Source organism: Gordonibacter sp. An230, assembly GCF_002159915.1.
In the GTDB taxonomy this organism is placed as follows: Bacteria; Actinomycetota; Coriobacteriia; order Coriobacteriales; family Eggerthellaceae; genus Rubneribacter.
On the sequence record NZ_NFJP01000001.1, the window covers coordinates 246,367 to 263,264 of the forward strand.

General features: G+C 63.6%; 10 protein-coding genes. 6 read left to right on the forward strand and 4 right to left on the reverse strand.

Annotated elements, in window-relative coordinates:
- Window positions 1-517 precede the first annotated feature (517 nt).
- Entirely contained in the window at window positions 518-2,824 is a 2,307-nt protein-coding gene (locus B5F40_RS00890; RefSeq protein ID WP_087192488.1) for an oxidoreductase, read from the reverse strand.
- A 543-nt stretch (window positions 2,825-3,367) separates the two neighbouring features.
- Between B5F40_RS00890 and mazG the strand changes: the two genes are divergently transcribed.
- A complete protein-coding gene (gene mazG, locus B5F40_RS00895) occupies window positions 3,368-4,894 on the forward strand; it encodes a nucleoside triphosphate pyrophosphohydrolase (RefSeq protein WP_239442827.1) in 1,527 nt (508 codons plus the stop codon).
- 826 nt (window positions 4,895-5,720) lie between these two features.
- Window positions 5,721-7,472, forward strand: a complete 1,752-nt coding sequence (locus B5F40_RS00900) for an FAD-dependent oxidoreductase (RefSeq protein WP_162610836.1) — start codon at window positions 5,721-5,723, stop codon at window positions 7,470-7,472.
- Window positions 7,473-7,805: 333 nt separating this feature from the next.
- On the opposite strand, the gene B5F40_RS00905 is transcribed toward B5F40_RS00900, so the two are convergent.
- Entirely contained in the window at window positions 7,806-8,654 is an 849-nt protein-coding gene (locus B5F40_RS00905; protein WP_087192490.1) for a MerR family transcriptional regulator, read from the reverse strand.
- A 212-nt stretch (window positions 8,655-8,866) separates the two neighbouring features.
- Between B5F40_RS00905 and B5F40_RS00910 the strand changes: the two genes are divergently transcribed.
- On the forward strand, window positions 8,867-9,679 hold the full coding sequence (locus B5F40_RS00910) for a GTP pyrophosphokinase (protein ID WP_087192491.1): 813 nt from the start codon (window positions 8,867-8,869) through the stop codon (window positions 9,677-9,679).
- A gap of 10 nt (window positions 9,680-9,689) precedes the next feature.
- Here the strand turns inward: B5F40_RS00910 and B5F40_RS00915 are convergent, their stop codons facing one another.
- Window positions 9,690-10,727 carry a TDT family transporter gene (locus B5F40_RS00915; RefSeq protein WP_087192492.1) on the reverse strand — a complete coding sequence of 346 codons (1,038 nt, stop codon included), beginning with the start codon at window positions 10,725-10,727 and terminating at the stop codon, window positions 9,690-9,692.
- Window positions 10,728-10,878: 151 nt separating this feature from the next.
- Here B5F40_RS00915 and B5F40_RS00920 point away from each other — a divergent pair, with 151 nt between their 5' ends.
- Window positions 10,879-11,754, forward strand: a complete 876-nt coding sequence (locus B5F40_RS00920; protein ID WP_087192493.1) for a LysR family transcriptional regulator — start codon at window positions 10,879-10,881, stop codon at window positions 11,752-11,754.
- A gap of 122 nt (window positions 11,755-11,876) precedes the next feature.
- Window positions 11,877-13,001, forward strand: coding sequence for an aldo/keto reductase (locus B5F40_RS00925; protein ID WP_087192494.1), 1,125 nt, complete (start codon window positions 11,877-11,879; stop codon window positions 12,999-13,001).
- 442 nt (window positions 13,002-13,443) lie between these two features.
- On the opposite strand, the gene B5F40_RS00930 is transcribed toward B5F40_RS00925, so the two are convergent.
- Window positions 13,444-15,126 (reverse strand): FAD-dependent oxidoreductase, encoded by a 1,683-nt coding sequence (locus tag B5F40_RS00930; protein WP_087192495.1) that lies wholly within the window; start codon window positions 15,124-15,126, stop codon window positions 13,444-13,446.
- Between the two features lie 282 nt (window positions 15,127-15,408).
- Between B5F40_RS00930 and B5F40_RS00935 the strand changes: the two genes are divergently transcribed.
- Window positions 15,409-16,887 carry a LuxR C-terminal-related transcriptional regulator gene (locus tag B5F40_RS00935; protein ID WP_162610837.1) on the forward strand — a complete coding sequence of 493 codons (1,479 nt, stop codon included), beginning with the start codon at window positions 15,409-15,411 and terminating at the stop codon, window positions 16,885-16,887.
- Window positions 16,888-16,898: the final 11 nt, after the last annotated feature.

Below are 16,898 nucleotides of genomic sequence, written 5' to 3' on the forward strand. Positions count from 1 at the left end.
AGCGAGAGGTTTCGATTGCTTCTCGCGTCGCCCGCGGTGTCGTTGTGTGCGCTTGCGGCGCTGCCGGATGCTGGCAGAATGCGATGCCAACACGATGCGGAGGCTCTGCATGGCGTTGGCGTAAGCGTGGCAGCGCCGTGCTTGCGCGTGGCGACGATGCTTCGCAAACGAAGCGGACTTTTCCTAAATGCTGCGGATGCAAGGAGGACCGGGCCGCGAGAGGGTGTTCGGAACGGAATGAGAATCGCGTGATCATCGTGCGAAGGGCGGCTTTCCGCGTCTTCTTCCTTGTCGCGCTTTCTGCGGCGCAGGAGCCGATCGGCGCTTCGACCTTCGTTCAGACCGAAGCCGAAGGAGCGGCCGGTCGGCTTGCGTGAAACGCAGCACGCGGTGGGCGGGTCGGCTGTTGCGAGTGCTGCCCACCGCGTTGGTGCATGCGGGTTGTTGAAAGGCCGCATCGGTTCTCTGCGCGACAGCAACGGCCGGCCGTCGCTGCAACGGATCGGACGACGCGGTTCTAGATGGCGCGTGCCACGAAATTGCCGGCGCGGACCGCGTACTCGATATTGTAGGGCTCGTCGCAGTCGCCCACCGCGTAGGCTTCGATGCCGTCAAGCTCGTCAAGCAGATCCTTGTTCGGAAGCATGTCCATGGCCTCGACGACCGTGTCGCAGGCATAGGGCGTCTCGGTTCCCGTGCTCGTCTTCACCGTGGCGGTGCCGCCGCCGGCGCTTGCGAGCTCGGATTCCTGCCACACCTTCATGCCGTGGGCGTACAGAATGGGCAAGGCGAAGCGCTTGCACCAGATGGACTGCCCTTTCGCGAGCATGCTTGCGCTTTCGGGCGTGACGATGCTCACGTGCTTGCCTTGTTCCATCAGATAGGCTGCCACATCGATCGCCTGCAGGTTGCCGCCGACGATGGTGACGTTCTGGCCTATCTGGTCGGCCTTGTTCACGATGTCGTCGATGGAGATGATGTTGGTGGCGTCATCGCCTTCGATTCCCAGCGTGTCGCGTTTGCCACCCAAGGCGAGGACGACCACGTCGGGGGCTTGCTCTTTGATGAATGCGGCGTCCACTTCCTGTCCGGTGACGATATTCACGCCTTTGCGCTCAAGGTCGGCGCGGCTCCACGAACTGTAGTCTTCGAGGTTTTGATGCGGGCCTTTGATGGCTGCGGCAAAGCTGAGCAGGCCGCCTGTGGACGATTTCCTGTCGTAAAGGGTGACTGCGTAGCCTCGTTCGGCCGCGATGCGCGCCGCCTCCATGCCGGCAGGGCCGGCGCCAACCACCATGACGTTCTTCTCGCCGTCGCCCTCGGGCGGATCGAACCAGCCTGGCATTCCCTTTTCCTCTTGGCCGACGTTGTCGCGGATGGGGTCGATGCGGCAGCAATAACATTGGCCGCCGAAGCCCTCGGTGGTGTAGGGATCGCCCTTGACGGTGTCGTTCCAGCAATGGCAGCAGCGAGTGCACGGACGGATCTCGTCGATGCGCCCCTCTTTGAGCTTGTTCACGTACTGGTTGTCGACGGTGAGCGGACGGTTGATCATAAGGAAGTCGACCATGCCGTCGGCAATAGCCTTGTCGATGAAGTCGGGCGCATGCGCGGGGTCGAGGTAAGTGACCGTGCCGACAGGGATGCTCACGGCCTCGGTGAACATCTTGGATAGGTTGAGCATGAGGCCGCAGCCGTCGTGATTGGCTACGAGCTTGCCTTGGAAGTGGCGAGAGAAGTCGAACTGGCCGCCGAAGCTCGTTGAGCCGATGCCCCCGCGGGTATCGAAGTAGAGGTCGCCCAAGAACTGGGTTGCATGCTGCTCTTGGGGTCCAAGGCGCACATGGAGGCTGGAAACGCCCGCTTTCTCAAGCTCTTTGGCGATCTCGATGTTGTCTTCGACTGTGTTGAACTCGGCGTTCTCCCCGATGTTCAGGTCGTTTTCGTTGATGGCGTCGAGAAGCACTTGGATGGGAAAATCTTCGCCCACCTCCGCCCTCACGGCCTCGATGATGCGGCCGATAAAGCGCACGCGGTTCTCGAACGTCTGCGAGCCGTATTCGTCGTCGCGATGGTTGCGCGACCTTGAGAAGAACCATTGGGTCTGGTTGTTGCCAGCGCAATTGAGCTCCCAGGCGTCGAATCCCCATGCCTTGAACTTCTTGGCGGCTGCCACGTAGCAGTCCACCATGAAGTCGATCTCGTCGAGCGTGAAGAGGCTGGCGTCATGGCCGCCGCGCCCAACGACCATCGTGTAGAATGCCGATCCCATGATGTCGGTCTGGGTGCCGCATTTGGCGCCTTCGGCATGGATGGTGTCGGTGAGCTGTTTTACCTGCTCGTCGGTGAACTCATCGATGTTGCCGTTGATGGTGTTTTTGTACGGCAGGAAAATATGGCAAAAGTTCTCCACCCAGATCATTTCGGTGCCGCCTGCAGCCAAGCGACGGTAGTACTCCACGAATGCGTCCCAGCCGCCGTTCTCGTAGTTGGAGCCGGCCGCAGACTTCACGATGCGGTTCGAGAACTCCATGTTGCCGAGCTTCCACGGCGAAAGCACGTGCGATAGATCGCCGGAATTCTGGCGATAGTCGTAATCCTGCACGTTGAGCTGTGCGGCGATGGATTGATAGACGTTGCCACCTTGCGCGGACTGCGCGTTTGCGCCAGCGTCCGGTCCTGCGTTGCCGGCGCCGTTTGTTTCGGCCGCCTGCTTGGGTGCGCATCCGATGAGTCCGGCGCTTGCTGCCGTGGCGGCTGCAAGACCGCTTCCGAGCAGGAAGCTCCTTCTGGAGATTCCTGCTCGGGCGTTTTTCTGTCCCATAACCTTCCTTCCTCCTTCTTCCTCGGTTCGAAGCCGCGCAAGGCACGATGACGATGCCGGTCGGACGATGTGCGGTTTATTGTGCTGCGTGGACCGCGCGTCGTTTGCCATGGGTCGCTCGTGCGGTGCGTCGCCGTGCGAGCGTGCGACTCCGGCCTGCTTTCCAAAGACGTTCGCGGTAAGGCTGCGCGCCTGACGTTGCGAGCGCCTCGTCCATTTTCACGGGTTGGCGGGACGCTTCGCATCTGATGAAGTTCTGTATGTTGGCGCTGGGAGGAGAATCATGTTCTAAACATGATGTCCGAAAGCAGATGCCACTCACGACGATGATCGCAGGTCGCAGCAGGTGCCATCGGGCTGCGGAGCCGCAGGCGCGCATGGGCGCACGCGCGAGGGCATAAAAGGGCGCGCAGGAGACGCTCGCCGGAATGGGGTGCCCGATGGCGTGCGGGCAGCGTAAGCGAACGGGGGCTTGTTGGCAGAGAATGGCTTCTCGACGGCTTTGAGAGGGTATATTGACCGAAATAGAGGAAGGATCGATGAATGGAGCGCTTTCAGATGGAATGCACGACAGGAACAGGAGGAGAAAGCTTTTTCGCGAGCGCGCATGCGAGGAGGGATGCCGGGGGAGCCTTGGATCGCCCAAGCGCTGCGGAGGGCATCGGCGCGTATGCGGGCGCGGAGGGCGCTTCGAATGACATGGGCGCATCGACGACTGCGGGCTCGAACGGAGTGAATGACGTCGAGGTAGCCGCTGGTTTCGCCAGCTCCGCAGGTATCGTGGCCGGGGGAGACGGCGGATTCGCGGGTGCTGCGGAGGTGGAGAATCCCAGTGGAGTTGAGGGAAGCTGCCGGATTGAAAGGCGCGGCGCGTCGGCGAGGGAGAGGGCTGCGTCGCCGACCGACCATCCAGCGTTCAACCAGTTCGTTGCAACCATCGCAGCGCTTCGTGCTCCGGATGGGTGCCCGTGGGATCGCGAGCAGACGCATGAGAGCATCGCGCACAACATGATCGAGGAGGCTTACGAGGCGGTCGATGCCATCGAGGCCCGCGATACGGCCCACCTGCGCGAGGAGCTGGGCGACGTGCTTTTGCAGGTGGTGCTGCAAAGCCAGATCGCCGCGGATGCGGGCGAGTTCGACATCGACGACGTCTGCGTCGACGTGAATGCGAAGATGGTGCGCCGCCATCCCCACGTGTTCGGCGAGGCAACCGCCGCAAACGCGAGCGAGGTGCTTGATTTGTGGGACAAGGTGAAGCTGGCGGAGCGAGGATCCGCCGGGTCCGCCGACCCTGGTGCAGGCGCCGTCGGCTCGGCCGAGGCAGACGGGAGCGGCGGCGCGAACGGGCCGTCGCGGCGAGAGGGCTTGCTCGATGGCGTGCCGACGAGCTTTCCGGCGCTCATGCAGGCTCAGAAGGTGTCGCGCAAAGCCGCAGCCGCCGGGTTCGAATGGGATGCGCTCGACGACGTGTGGGAGAAGGTGTTCGAGGAGATCGGCGAACTGAAAGAGGCCTATGCGGCCGCGCCGAAGGCCGCGAACGGAAAAGTGGACGCGAGCGTTGCGCTTGCGCGCGCATCGGATGCGCATGTCTCTGTGGAAGCTGGCGAGCGCGATGGGTCGGCTCCCGCATCTGCCGTTTCCGGATCCGGGTATGCTGGCGCTTCGATCGATCCCGTCTCAGCTTCCGGCTGCGCCGTCGCTTCCGCCTCCGGGCGTGTTGCCGATGCCGAGCTCGGCTTCGGTTCGGCTGTCGGTTCCGATCAGGATCCTGCCATCGGCTCCGAATCGGCTGTCGAATTCGGCTTCGGCCGGGTTTCCTCCCCCGATCCGTCCGCAGACGCCGTCGCCGCCGTGGAACTCGAGCTTGGGGACGTTCTGTTCAGCTTGGTGAACGTTGCGCGCCGCATGGGCGTGGATGCCGAAAGCGCCCTGCGCGCCACGTGCGCGAAGTTCCGCTCCCGCTGGGCCGCCATGGAGGCCGCCGCCGCTGCGCAGGGTCGTCGCATCGAGGAGCTTTCCGCAAGCGAGCAGGAGTCTCTATGGGAAGACGCCAAGCGGCGCCTTTGAGGCTCGCACATGGCTTGGCGCGACGAAGGGGCTAGGCGCTTCGCGAGCGGCGGTCGGGGGGCCGTTGCGCAACGGCGGCCGGAGAGGGGCGGACGCAGTGTCGCCGTTTGCGTTTCGGAAGGCCGCTCGCCGCTTCCTCCGACGTTTTCGATGGGCTGCGTTGCGGAGGGCTTTTCGGTCAGAGCCGACGCGGCGCGTCCGCTGCAGCCCAGGTCGGCGGTAGCGGGGCGGCCTGCGCGAAAGAGCTTTGGACAAAAACGCGCGCATTCTGCGGATTCCATCGTAGAGATTCGGCGATTGACCGCTCGATGGAAACACGACCTGGGGTTTCTCGTAAAACGTTCGCCGATGATCGGAGAAAGCACGGCTTTTCGTCCATAAGTCTTTCGATAAGTATTTTTTAAAGCGAGAGGGCAGACCGCTTTCGAATCGCTCGAGAAACGATCGAAGGGGTCTGCGTGATCGGCACGCCGCCGTTTCCGTTCCCTGTTCGCAGCGGGACGCGATTCGTGCGGGTGGGGCCTGCCCATCGCGCGTAATCTGCGGCGATGCGGCTTCGAGCGTGCTTCTGCCGGATGGAGGAACCCGTCCTTTTGCATGCGATCGAGGAGGGTGGGGCTGCGGCCCGCAGCTGCGTCTCCGATTCCAGCGCGAACCCTCTTTCCTCTCCGTGGAAAACGCCGTGCATGCCCCTTGACCTTCGACATGGTTCAAGCTGTACCGTGGGATGCGGCTTTTCAATCGGCAAGGAACGAGCCGCTTCCCTTCGGCAAGGACGGAAAGACGACGTCCTGGTTCGGGGATGCGGGTCAGAAAGGGGACATTCATGGAAAAGTCGGAGAAAGAGGGCATCGGAGCGAGCATGGTCGACGAGGGCGTTTCGGCGTCTGGGGCCAAGGCGACGCGCGGCATGAACCGTCGCAGCTTCCTCAAAGGCGCGGCGCTGTCGGCGCTGGGTGCGGCATCCGCAGGCGCGCTCGCGGCGTGTGCGCCGCAGCAATCTGGCCAATCGTCTCAATCCGATGGCGCAGTCGATGCGTCCCAAGCGGACGACCAGCCGTTCGAAGCCGAGGAGACGGTGGATGCCGACGTGGTGGTGGTCGGCTGCGGCGCGGCCGGCTTCATGGCGGCGCTGCGCGCGTCGAAGGGCGGCGCGAACGTGGTGGTGCTGGAGAAGGGCGACAGCATGGCGGCCCCGAACGGCATCTACGTGTCCGGCCCGTTCGCCGTGGGCACCGACGTGCTGCAGAACAAGCCCGGCGGCACCACGCTCACCGTGGACGACGCGTTCTACCACGTCATGGAGTACTCGCACTGGACGCCGAACCCCGCGCTCATGCGCCGCTGCCTGGAGACGTCGGCCGACGCCGTGGCCCAGCTCGAGGAGATCGGCTACACGTTCGAGGAGAAGAACTTCCGCTTCGAGACGCCGTTCATGGGCGAGAAGGGCGGCTTCCACGCCATCACGAACGTCTCCGACGAGCGCGCGAAGCTGTGGGAGCAGGCGCTGGCCGACCACAACGTGGACGTGCGGTTCTCCACGGCCCTCGTGTCGCTGGCCACCGGTGATGACGGCTCCGTGACCGGGGTGAACGCCGTCGAGAAGGACAAGAAGAACATCACGTTCAACGCCAAGGCCGTCATTCTGGCGGCGGGCGGCTACCTGGGCAACCGCGACCTGCAGGAGCGCTTCCTGCACACGCGCAAGCTCAACGTGGCGCGCGGCGGCGACTCCATCTGCACGGGCGACACCATCCTCGCGGCCGAGAAGGCGGGTGCTGCGCTGGAGAAGACGTACGGCTACTGCCCCTGCGAGTACGGCGGCACGCACGCCAACGCTTCGCGCCCGGCCAAGCAGGACAAGTTCGACCAGAACACCGCGTTCAAGTTCGGCCTGTACGGCTGCCTCCTGGTGGATGCCGAGGGCAAGCGCTTCATCAACGAGGGCCTGCTGTGCGACTATCCCATGAGTTACGGCTCCGAGCAGATCCTCAGGAACTCCCCGTGGTACGCCGTGGTCGACCAGGCCTACGTGGACGCCATGAGCACGCAGGGCCTCTACAACTACACCACGGCGAAGGGCGCCACCGAGGACACGTGGTTCATCGGCAACTACTTCAAGGACCGTATCCTCGAGAACCTGCCCGCCGACATCGAGGAGGGCATCGAGGAAGGCTGGTGCTTCAAGGCCGACACGCTGGAGGAGCTGGCCGAGCACTTCGGGCTGGACGAGCTGCCCCAGACGGTGGCACGGTACAACGAGTTCTGCGACGCCGGCGCCGACGCCGAGTTCGGCGCGAACCCGTGGTACCTCTCGAAGGTGGCCACGCCGCCGTTCTACGTGACCGAGAACGAGCCGAGCGCGTGGAGCACGTTCGGCGGCGTGCGCATCGACGACTGCTGCCGCGTGCTGTCCGCCGAGACGAACGATCCGATACCCGGCCTCTACGCCGCGGGCACCGACGCGGGCAGCCTGTACTACTCGCCCTACTACGACATCCCCGGCTACTGCTACGGCCTGTGCATCGATTCCGGCTACATCGCAGCCGAGGAGGCCGTGGCCGCGCTCAAGGCGTAGGGTTTAGTAACTTCGAACACCCTCCCCTCAGCGCATCCTCCCCCGTGCCGAGGGACCCCCTTTCCGAACGCCCCGCCGTCTTCCCTCCCTCCAACGGCGGGGCAATCTTGTTTCGCTTGGCGGACGGCGTCTCGATGCCGTCTCGGCTCATCGAGGGCCCAAAGCGATGGAAGCGGAAGAGCGCTCCCTCGCGGCTTGCGGCCGCGGTCGTCCAGATGGGAGGGTGAATCTTCGGACGTCTTCCCGCGCACGGCCTCACCCGCGCAGCGCTGGTCCGCACCCTTTCGAGCGCGGTTTCCGCATGCCCTTTCAGCACCTTTCATGAGCGGTTCGTCAAAGGGCGTTTCCGGCCCTTTCGTTTCGCGCGTTCGCGTCGGCCTCTCCTTGCCTCACCGGCACGAACAGCGTTTCGATGTCGCTGCCGTTCCCATCGAGGTTCAGAAACGATGGGAACAGGATCAAATCGCCCCGCAGCGAGAGGTCGTGTTCGTCGAGGTATGCGAACAAATCTGCGAAAGTCTCTTTGCGCACGCTTTCCTCGCGCGTCACGCGTCGGCGGAAACGCACGCATTTTCCTAGACGCAAGCGCTCCACATGGGCGATATCGACCCCTTTCAGCCGATGCTCCTCGCTTTCGGGCAATGCGATAACGTAGCTGGGCTCCACCGTGTCGCCCGGCGCGTCGAAATCGCGTTTGGAAATGATGCGTGCGCAGCTTGTGACGCTCAACAGGTCGTAGAGCAGCGCGAGGTCTCGCTCATGGTGCGTCGATATGCTGAAATCGCGGCCCACTGATGCGCTCACGTACAACTGGTCGGGCGCTGCCACAAGGGTGAAGGCTGCCTGGTCTCCCGTGCTCACAAGCTCGATGGCGCTGTTGAGCTTTGCCAGGCGATAACGTAGCAGGTCGGCCTCGCGTCGCAGCTTCGTCCGCTGCTCAATGAGCGATTGCTTGAAGTCCTCGGCACCCTGCTCGGCGTCTAACATGGCGACGGCTTGCTCCACGGTGAAGCCGTACTGCAACAGCACGCGGAACGCATTCGAGCGGAAGGCGTCTTCCGGCGAGAACACGCGGTAGCCGTTCTCCTCCCTGCGCGCTGCCAGAAGGCCGTGCTTCTCATAGAATCTAATTTTCGACGGCGGCAGTCCTGTCATCGCCGCGAACTCTTTGATGCGGTACATGCGAACCCTCCTTCGCCTTGGCGAGTTTGCGCCCGTTTCCTTCCCCTTCCCGGAGCATATCACACGACGCGGGATGCGGTTTGGAGCGGGCGGAGGGACTTGGTGCAAGTCGACATCTGGCTATTTGGGCGAGATTGTGCCGGCGCACGATCACGAGCCGCCCGACGCGGTATCATGAGCGCGAAACGCACTCATTACGTCAAGGAGTAGGTATGTCCGACGTCGCATCTGCGTCGCAGCAGCATCGGTCGTCGCAGGGTGAGGGCCCTCAGCGACCGAATGACCAGCAACAGCCGCTCGATCATCGGCTTTCTGCCGGCGAGGGCCTGTCTGAGCGGGGTGTGGAGGCCTCGCTCGGACTGCACGACGATGCATGCCAACCGATCGACGATAGCTTGCGGAAGCTGCGAAGCGTCGAAGCGCGCACGCGCGAGATCATCCAGAAGTACCAGGCCGCCATGCGCGAGATGGAGGTGCGGTTCGAGATCCTCGACCAGGACCTCAATCTGAAGAAACACCGCAATCCCATCCACCACGTGGAGTCGCGCATCAAGAAGCCGGCGAGCATCTTCGAGAAGCTGGGCCGCTACGGCAAGCAGCCCACGCTCGAGAACATGGAGCGCTACATCATGGACATCGCGGGCGTGCGCGTGATCTGCTCGTACATCCACGACGTGTACAACCTGTTGGAGCTGCTGCAGCGCCAAGACGACCTCGAGATCGTCGCAGTGAAGGATTACATCGCCAATCCCAAGCCCAACGGCTACCGAAGCTTGCACGTCATCGTGCGCATCCCCGTGTACTTCCTCGATAAAAAGGAGCTCATCCCCGTCGAGGTGCAGTTGCGCACGGTGGCCATGGATTTCTGGGCCAGCCTCGAGCACGATCTGAAGTACAAGGCGGTGCGCGAGGTGGAGGGCATCGACTCGTTCGCCGAGCTCAAGGATTGCAGCCGCATCATCGAGGATGTGGAGACCCGCATGCAGATCCTCGCCCGCGCGCTCGAGCAGGACGGCGGGTTCTAGGAACTGCGTTCTAGTGCTCGAGGCTTTCCGAGAGGCGTGCGATCTGCCCGCCTTCGCGGATGGTCGCTTCGAAGGCCGCCGTGTCCGACGACGTGGTTGAGGGTGCGGAGGTCGTAGCGGCTCGCGGCGTTTCGGTGCGCCTGAAAAGGAAGTGCGTGTAGCGTGCGAGCACGTAGACCACCAGGGTCGTCGCTAGCGCGGTCTCGACGAAGAGCAGTGCGAAGAGCACGTCGGGGATGGCCATTCCGTTGGACTGGAAAAACGCGAGTGCCTTTCCGAGCGCCGTGGCCGTGATGACGAAGGGGAACGTCATAGCTGCGTAACTGGGATAGAACTTCAGCTTGAGCAAGGAGGGGAGGCGCAGCAGCACTAACGCGAACATCGCCTGCGCAAACGTCAGCATCATTCCGACGAAAAGGGCGTTCGGTTCGCTCGCCGTGGCCAAGTAGCCCACGATGGACAAGCTCATGGGTGCGGTGTAGATGCAAAACAAGGGGCGGGCGCTTTCGGGAACCTCGTGTTTGGCATAGCGGTACGTCACCAAGACGAGCATCGCGAAGTAACAGGTGAATCCGAGCCAGAACAACGTATGCCCCACCGACTCCATGCCGAACGTGGGCGCGGTGGCCGATGCGACGATGATGCCCACGTAGCAGATGAAGTACGTGGGGAACACCTCGCGCAGGGAAAAGCGCGCCATGAAACGGGTGGTGAACCATCCGATGAGCGCGAGGTGCGCAATGACAGCGAGCGCCCAGACGGCTTCAGCTAGTTCGTACAAGAAAGGGGCCAGGTAAGTGGTCAACTGCATGACTGCCATGAACAGCGTGGCGCTGACGCTTGCCATGATGGAGTTGCGCATGTCGGTGCGAACAAGGCGCGGGAACAGCGCGATTTTGGCGACGAGCAGGGCGACGAGCAGCAGCGCCAAGACGCCGCACGCCGCGCGCGCGACCTCGGAGGAGGGCTGGAGCAGGTTGCCCAGTGCGGCTAGGCCGAGCGCCACTCCTGCGATGGGTATGGGAACTTTTTTGACGAGTTCGCGCATGGCGCTGCCTTTCTGTCGGGTGCTTCGGAGGATACCGCCGGATTTCCGGCGCGCAACCTATTCTTCCATTTTCAAGCAAAAAAGAAAACTTATGAATTATTATGTTTCAATAAATTGAAATTATACTTTATGGACGAGGAAAGCTGGAGCCATGCAGGATTTTCGCGTCGAGACGTTTCTGACCGTATGCCGGACGATGAACTACACACGTGCAGCCGAGGAGCTCAACATCACGCAGCCGGCGGTGTCGCAGCATATCGGCTATCTCGAGCGAGCATACGGCGCGCCGCTGTTCGCCTATCGGAAAAGGAGGCTCTCGCTCACGGCCGCAGGAGCGCTGCTACGCGACGCGCTTGCCACGATGGCCCATGACGAGCGCCTGCTGCGTGAGCGCGTGCGCAACGTCGCTTCGGGCGGGGGCATGGAGCTTGCTGTGGGCATGACGCTGACGGCGGGCGAGTATCTGGTGGCCGCGCCGTTGGCCGACTATCTGCGGCGACATCCCGAACTGCGCATAGCGGTGCGTTCGGGCGGCACGCACGATCTTCTGGCGTTGCTCGATGCGGGCGAGATAGACTGCGCGTTCGTGGAGGGCCTTTTCGACAGGGACGCGTACGCATGGAATGTGTTCCGCACAGAGCGTCTTGTGTGCGTGTGCGCTGCCGGCCACAAGTTCGCCTCGCAGCCCATGCGAGTGGAGGATGTGCTCGCCGAGCGGCTCATCGTACGCGAGCTGGGTTCGGGCACCCGTGCGGTGCTCGAGCACGCGCTGGCGGCGCGAAACCTCGCTGTGGAGGGATTCGCGAACGTGAGCGTGGTGGAAAGCCTCGATGTAATCAAGGTGTTCGTCGAACACGATTTGGGCATATCATTTCTATACGAGGCGGCCGTCGCGCGCGAGGTGGCCGCAGGCACGCTGCGCATCGTCGAGTTCGAAGGTCCGCCGATCGAGCATGACATCTCCTTTGTGCGCCTGAAAGGCAGCGTTTTCGAACGGGAGTTTCAGGCACTGTTCGATGGGCTTTAGGGGATGGGCTGATGGCCCCGGCTAACCCGTCGAGAATCCCGTCCTTCGCTAATGGACCTCTTGACTTGGAGCATGCTCTAGCATTTATGATAGCACGCGAATCTATCGAGAGGAGTTTCCCCATGAGGTCAGAATTCGCGTCCACGCCCAAGCTGGGTTTCGGCTGCATGCGCTTGCCGCTTATCGATCCGAACGACCAGAAGAGCATCGACATCGAGCATTTCAAGCAGATGGTCGATGCCTTCATCGCCGGCGGCGGCACGTATTTCGACACGGCGTTCGTCTACCACGAAGGTGCGTCCGAGGCTGCGTTGCGCGAAGCGCTCGTGGAGCGCTACCCGAGAGACGCTTTCACCGTCGCCACGAAATGCTTGGCCTGGGCCTCGCCCGATGCTCGCACGGCGAAGTCCAACCTTCCCACATCGCTTGAGCGAATGGGGCTGGACTATGTGGACTTCTATCTGCTGCACAACGTGGGCGGCGAGCGCACCGCGAAGTTCGACGAGTACGGAATGTGGGACTTTGCCCTCGAAGCGAAGGAACGCGGTCTCATCAGGAATGTGGGCTTCTCCATGCACGATGGGGCCGACGCGCTCGACGCGCTGCTGGCAGCGCATCCGCAGATGGATTTCGTGCAGTTGCAGGTTAACTACCTCGATTGGGACGATCCGGTGGTGGAGGCGCGGCGTTGCATGGAGGTGGCGCAGAAGCACGACGTCCCCGTGGTCATCATGGAGCCGGCGCGCGGCGGTCGCCTCGTCGAGCTGCCCGAGCGCGCGGCCGATGTGCTCCGCGCCGCGAACGGCGATGCGAGTTTGGCCTCGTGGGCGTACCGCTTCTGCTACAACCTTCCGAACGTGCTCACCGTTCTCTCTGGCATGTCGAGCCTCGACCAAGTGCGTCAGAACGTGGCCGACTACCAAGCGAACCGTCCCTTCTCGCCCGAAGAGCAACGCGCCCTCGACGAAGCTGTGGAGACGCTGCGCGGCATGGCGAACGTTCCGTGCACGAACTGCCGCTACTGTGTGAAGGACTGTCCGCAGGGCGTGGTCATCCCAACCATCCTCGGTCTGATCAACCTCGAGCTCATGACCGAGAACCGTGAGTTCGCGAAGGGCCTCTACTCGTGGCAGGCCGCTCCCGGGCCCGCTTCGAAGTGCGTTGCATGCGGCTCGTGCGAGAGCATGTGCCCTCAGGGCATCGACATCATCCATCAGCTCGGAGTGGCTGCCGAGCATTTCGAGTAGCCGTTGGAGCCTTCGCTCGGCAAACGGAAGGACGTGCCATCCGCTTTGTTTTCCGCAGACGCCGTGGACGGGAGTGCGGATTTGCCGGGCCGCTCGGCGGAGGCGGCAGTCTGCGGACTTTGCCGAGGCGATGGCATGCGAGGTCGCGGCGGTCGGCCGGCTGAGGGCCGCGGCGGCCGGCCGAGCGTCGGACGGGCGCCCGCCGCATGGCCGAGCGCCCGTCCGGATGTCACGTCCGGAGGGGAGGGCGCGACATCCGGACGGTTTGAGCGCGGTGCCGACGATCTGCTTTGAAACTCTCTTGCGGGTGGCGTTCGCGAAGCTTTCGAGGAGGGGATCCGCACGGAGCGCCTCCTCGGCTCGGATGGAGAGACGCCTCGCGCCTCCATCCGAGCATCCCCTGATCGCAAGATCCGCTCTTTCGCGGCGAGCTTCGAAGGGCTTACAACCTTTCGGCCAGCTTCGTTCCGCAGAGGTAGCCGGACGTGATGGTGTTCGCCATGCCGTAGCCGAAGCCCACGTACGTGTCGTTGTAGAGGTTCCCGCCCGCCTCGTTGCCAACGGCGTACAGGCCTTCGATGGGCATGCGGCTGTCGTCGAGCACCTGGTAGTCGGTGTTCACAAGCAGGCCGCCCCACGAGCATAGGTTGTTCTCTTCCGCGATGATGAGATAGTAGGGGCCTTCGCCCAGAGCGTTGAGGTATTTCGGACTCTTGCCGAACTGCGTGTCGGCGCCCGATGCGCAGAACTCCTCGTAGCGGGCGAGCTGGTCGGCGAACAGCTCGACGTCCATCCCTGCGGCCTCGGCCAGCTCTTCAGGGGTGCTTCCCTTGTAGCCGCCGCCCGCTTCAACCATGGCATCGAACACCTCCCCGATGCCGGCCCAGGGCGTGTTGAGCTCGAAGACGGGCTTGTACTCGGGGGGAAGGCCGGGGCTGTAGTCCACTCCCAGGCCGGCGAGGCCCTCCTGCTCGAGGACGCGCATGATGTCCTGCGAGACGACGACGTAATGGAACGACCCTTGGTAGGCGCTCGAGTTCGCGGCAGGAACCGCGTCCAGCACGAGCGCCTCGTTTCGAAAGCGGGTTCCCGTGGCCTCGACGTTGAGGAGGTTCGCCACGTAGCATAAGATCATCGGGTATTTGCAGGGGAAGTCGTCGAACTGTCCCACGAGCGCATCCGTGGTCCGCGCGAGCGTCTGGTGGAGCATCTGCCCGCCGAAGTTCTGCGGCTTCTGCGCGCCTGCCTGCCAGGCCATCTCGAGGCCTTCTCCGATGTTCTGGGGCAGTCCGGCGAACACGCCCTCGAATCCGAACGCGGTTTTGACCATGTTTGCGTTGGCGCCATATCCTCCGGTGGCGATGACCACGGCCTTCGCGTCGATCTGGATTCCCGTTCCGTCGCCGTCGACGACGATGACCCCGGTGACCGCGCCCGTCTCGTCCGTCACGAGCCTCTTTGCGGTCGTATTGAGCAGAACCTCGCCGTTCGGCGCCACGTGCTTTTCGAGCATGGCTTGGAACAGGGGCTCGCGCTGGTCGTAGTCGGGCAGCTGCGTGATGTCGGAGCCCATCCCCAGGTAGGTGAACTCCCAGCCGTTCTGGGACATCCAGTCGATGGCTTCGCCCGAGCTGTTCACCAGCTGGCGGATGGCGGCCGCGTCAACGCGCCAGTGCGAGTCGGCCACCCACTGCTCGATGACGGGGTCGGTGTCTGTGACGACGCCGGCCGCCTTCGCGTACGAACTGTTGGGGGCCGAGGGGGCCCACGACTTCAGGCTCGCACCGCCGATCGACGACGTCTTTTCCACAAGGATGACGTTCAGCCCCAGTTCAGCCGCCCGCACGGCCGTGTTCGTTCCGGAGCATCCGCCGCCGATCACTGCAATGTCGCACGTCTTCGTCTCCTGCACGTCCACCTCCTCGCGCGTGTTGCCGGGGAGCGCGGAGGCGATGTCGATGTTGAGACGCTGCGCCCACGACTCCGCTTCGCCCGCGTTGCCGTTGTCGCTGTCGGCCGCAGGGGTCCCGCTCGGCGCGCAGCCCGCCAGACCGAGCGCTGCCAGCGCTCCTGCCGAGGTTGCTCCCGCCAAGAAGCCCCTTCTCGAGATGATTCCTTCTTCCATTGGTCCTCCCTTGCGTCGGATGTTCGACCGTGCGCTCGCCGCCCGCGGTTCTTCCGCTCGTCGTTTCGCCGTTGCTTGTGGCTTGCGGTTCGGCGTCTCGCCGCCTTCGCCTTGCGGCGCTTCCGGCGCGCGGCGCGCATCGGCGATCTTGCCGTCCGGGCGCGCCGCAGGCTAGACCCCTCCGGTGGGGTTTTTCCAAATCGCCAGATGAGGGATGCGCCTCCCGTTCGATTTTGCTGCATGGTGCGGGTATACTGCTGCGGAAGGAAAGGAGGGAGTTCGATGCGTCAGGGGAAGGGCGAAGGTGGGCGCTTCGCGGTGATGCTGGTCGGATTCGGCCTGCTGTGTTGTGCGAGCGTCGCGTGCGTCTTCCCGAACTTCCTCATATCGAACGAGGCGTCTAGCGACGTGTACCGTGCGTTCAATATGGCGCTCGGCGTTGCGACATCGGCGTCGGCGCTGTGCTACGGCGCGGCTGTCGCACGTTCTCGCCGCGCCGTGGACGAGGTGTACTTCGCGGGGGCGATGGCGGGATACGGTGTGTTTGCGTGCGGACTGGCCCTTGCGTTCGCGACGGGACAGGGGGGAGGGGTTGTGCTGGCGGGCGTGGCGGGCGCGCTGAGCGGGGTCGGCCTTGCGCCGGCGATGGTGTTTTGGTTTGGCATGCTCACCTTCCTGCCCGAGCGGCGCGCGCTGTTTGCGCAGGGGTGGCAGGCCTTGGTCGGGGGGAGTCTGTTCGCGGCCGTGTTCTCGATGGCGGCGGGTGCAGGGCAGGCGGTTCTTTCGATGTGCGTGCCGGCATCGTGCCTGTGCGCAGTGGTTGTCCGTCGCATGACATGGTCGCGCGAGGAGCGCCCCTTCTTCCAAGGCGAAGCGCGCGTGGGCCTTGGCGCGTCGGATGGCATCTCGGACGCGCTGCAGGCTGTCGCGCTTCCCGTGGCGGGTTTCGTGGTCGTGTCGTTTCTGCACGGAGCGCTCGTGGCCATTGCGATGGCCCCGGAGGGATCTCCTTGGGGCGGGCTTGCGAGCAGCTGGGGTGCGCCTGTGGGAGCGTGCGCGTTTCTCCTGTGGGCCCGGTTCGGCAGGCGCCGCAGCTACGCAGCCGCGTTGCAAGTGGTGCTCTGCCTGATCGCGGCTGTGCTCGTGCTGGTGCCTTTCGACGCGCTCATATTCTTCATGGGAGCTGGATACCAGGTATGCGGTCTTCTGTTCTATTCCCTTGTTATCGACGAGCTGTCGAGCCGGCGTTCGCTCGCCATCATGCTCATTTCGGTCGGGTACGCATTTTCGCATGCGGCGTTCTTGGCGGGGTTGTACGTGCCGGGCGCGTTCGGCGTCCGCTCCTACGATGCGTTCCACTACTCGATGCCACTCGTCATCTTTTTGGCTTATGTGGTGTTCGCGGCTCTGCTGTTCGTCACGCAGCGAAGCCGCAAGCGCGAGCTGCGCGAGATGGAGCAGGCTTTGAACCGCCAGCGCGAGGAGAAGGAGCGGCTTAGGCGCGCGTTGGCGGACGCTTCGGAGGAGGAGCACGCCGAAGCGTGCCGGGCCATCGGGCGTCGCTGCGGGTTGACGAAGCGCGAGACGGAGGTCCTCGATCTCCTCGCCCGCGGGCGCGATGTGGCGTTTATCTGCGAGGAGCTGTACCTGGCCCGCAACACCGTCAAAGGCTATGCGAAACGTATCTACGCGAAGTTGGGCGTTCATTCGAAGCAAGAGGTCATCGACGCGGTCGAGATCGAGCGCCGCATGCGTTCATAAAGGGGCTTTAC

Bases quoted from the DNA above. Each gene is read 5' to 3' on its own strand.
- B5F40_RS00915 (WP_087192492.1), bottom strand. From the start codon at position 10,727: ATGCGCGAACTCGTCAAAAAAGTTCCCATACCCATCGCAGGAGTGGCG.
- B5F40_RS00905 (WP_087192490.1), bottom strand. From the start codon at position 8,654: ATGTACCGCATCAAAGAGTTCGCGGCGATGACAGGACTGCCGCCGTCG.
- B5F40_RS00925 (WP_087192494.1), top strand. From the start codon at position 11,877: ATGAGGTCAGAATTCGCGTCCACGCCCAAGCTGGGTTTCGGCTGCATG.
- B5F40_RS00910 (WP_087192491.1), top strand. From the start codon at position 8,867: ATGTCCGACGTCGCATCTGCGTCGCAGCAGCATCGGTCGTCGCAGGGT.
- B5F40_RS00930 (WP_087192495.1), bottom strand. From the start codon at position 15,126: ATGGAAGAAGGAATCATCTCGAGAAGGGGCTTCTTGGCGGGAGCAACC.
- B5F40_RS00890 (WP_087192488.1), bottom strand. From the start codon at position 2,824: ATGGGACAGAAAAACGCCCGAGCAGGAATCTCCAGAAGGAGCTTCCTG.
- B5F40_RS00900 (WP_162610836.1), top strand. From the start codon at position 5,721: ATGGAAAAGTCGGAGAAAGAGGGCATCGGAGCGAGCATGGTCGACGAG.
- B5F40_RS00920 (WP_087192493.1), top strand. From the start codon at position 10,879: ATGCAGGATTTTCGCGTCGAGACGTTTCTGACCGTATGCCGGACGATG.
- B5F40_RS00935 (WP_162610837.1), top strand. From the start codon at position 15,409: ATGCGTCAGGGGAAGGGCGAAGGTGGGCGCTTCGCGGTGATGCTGGTC.
- mazG (WP_239442827.1), top strand. From the start codon at position 3,368: ATGGAGCGCTTTCAGATGGAATGCACGACAGGAACAGGAGGAGAAAGC.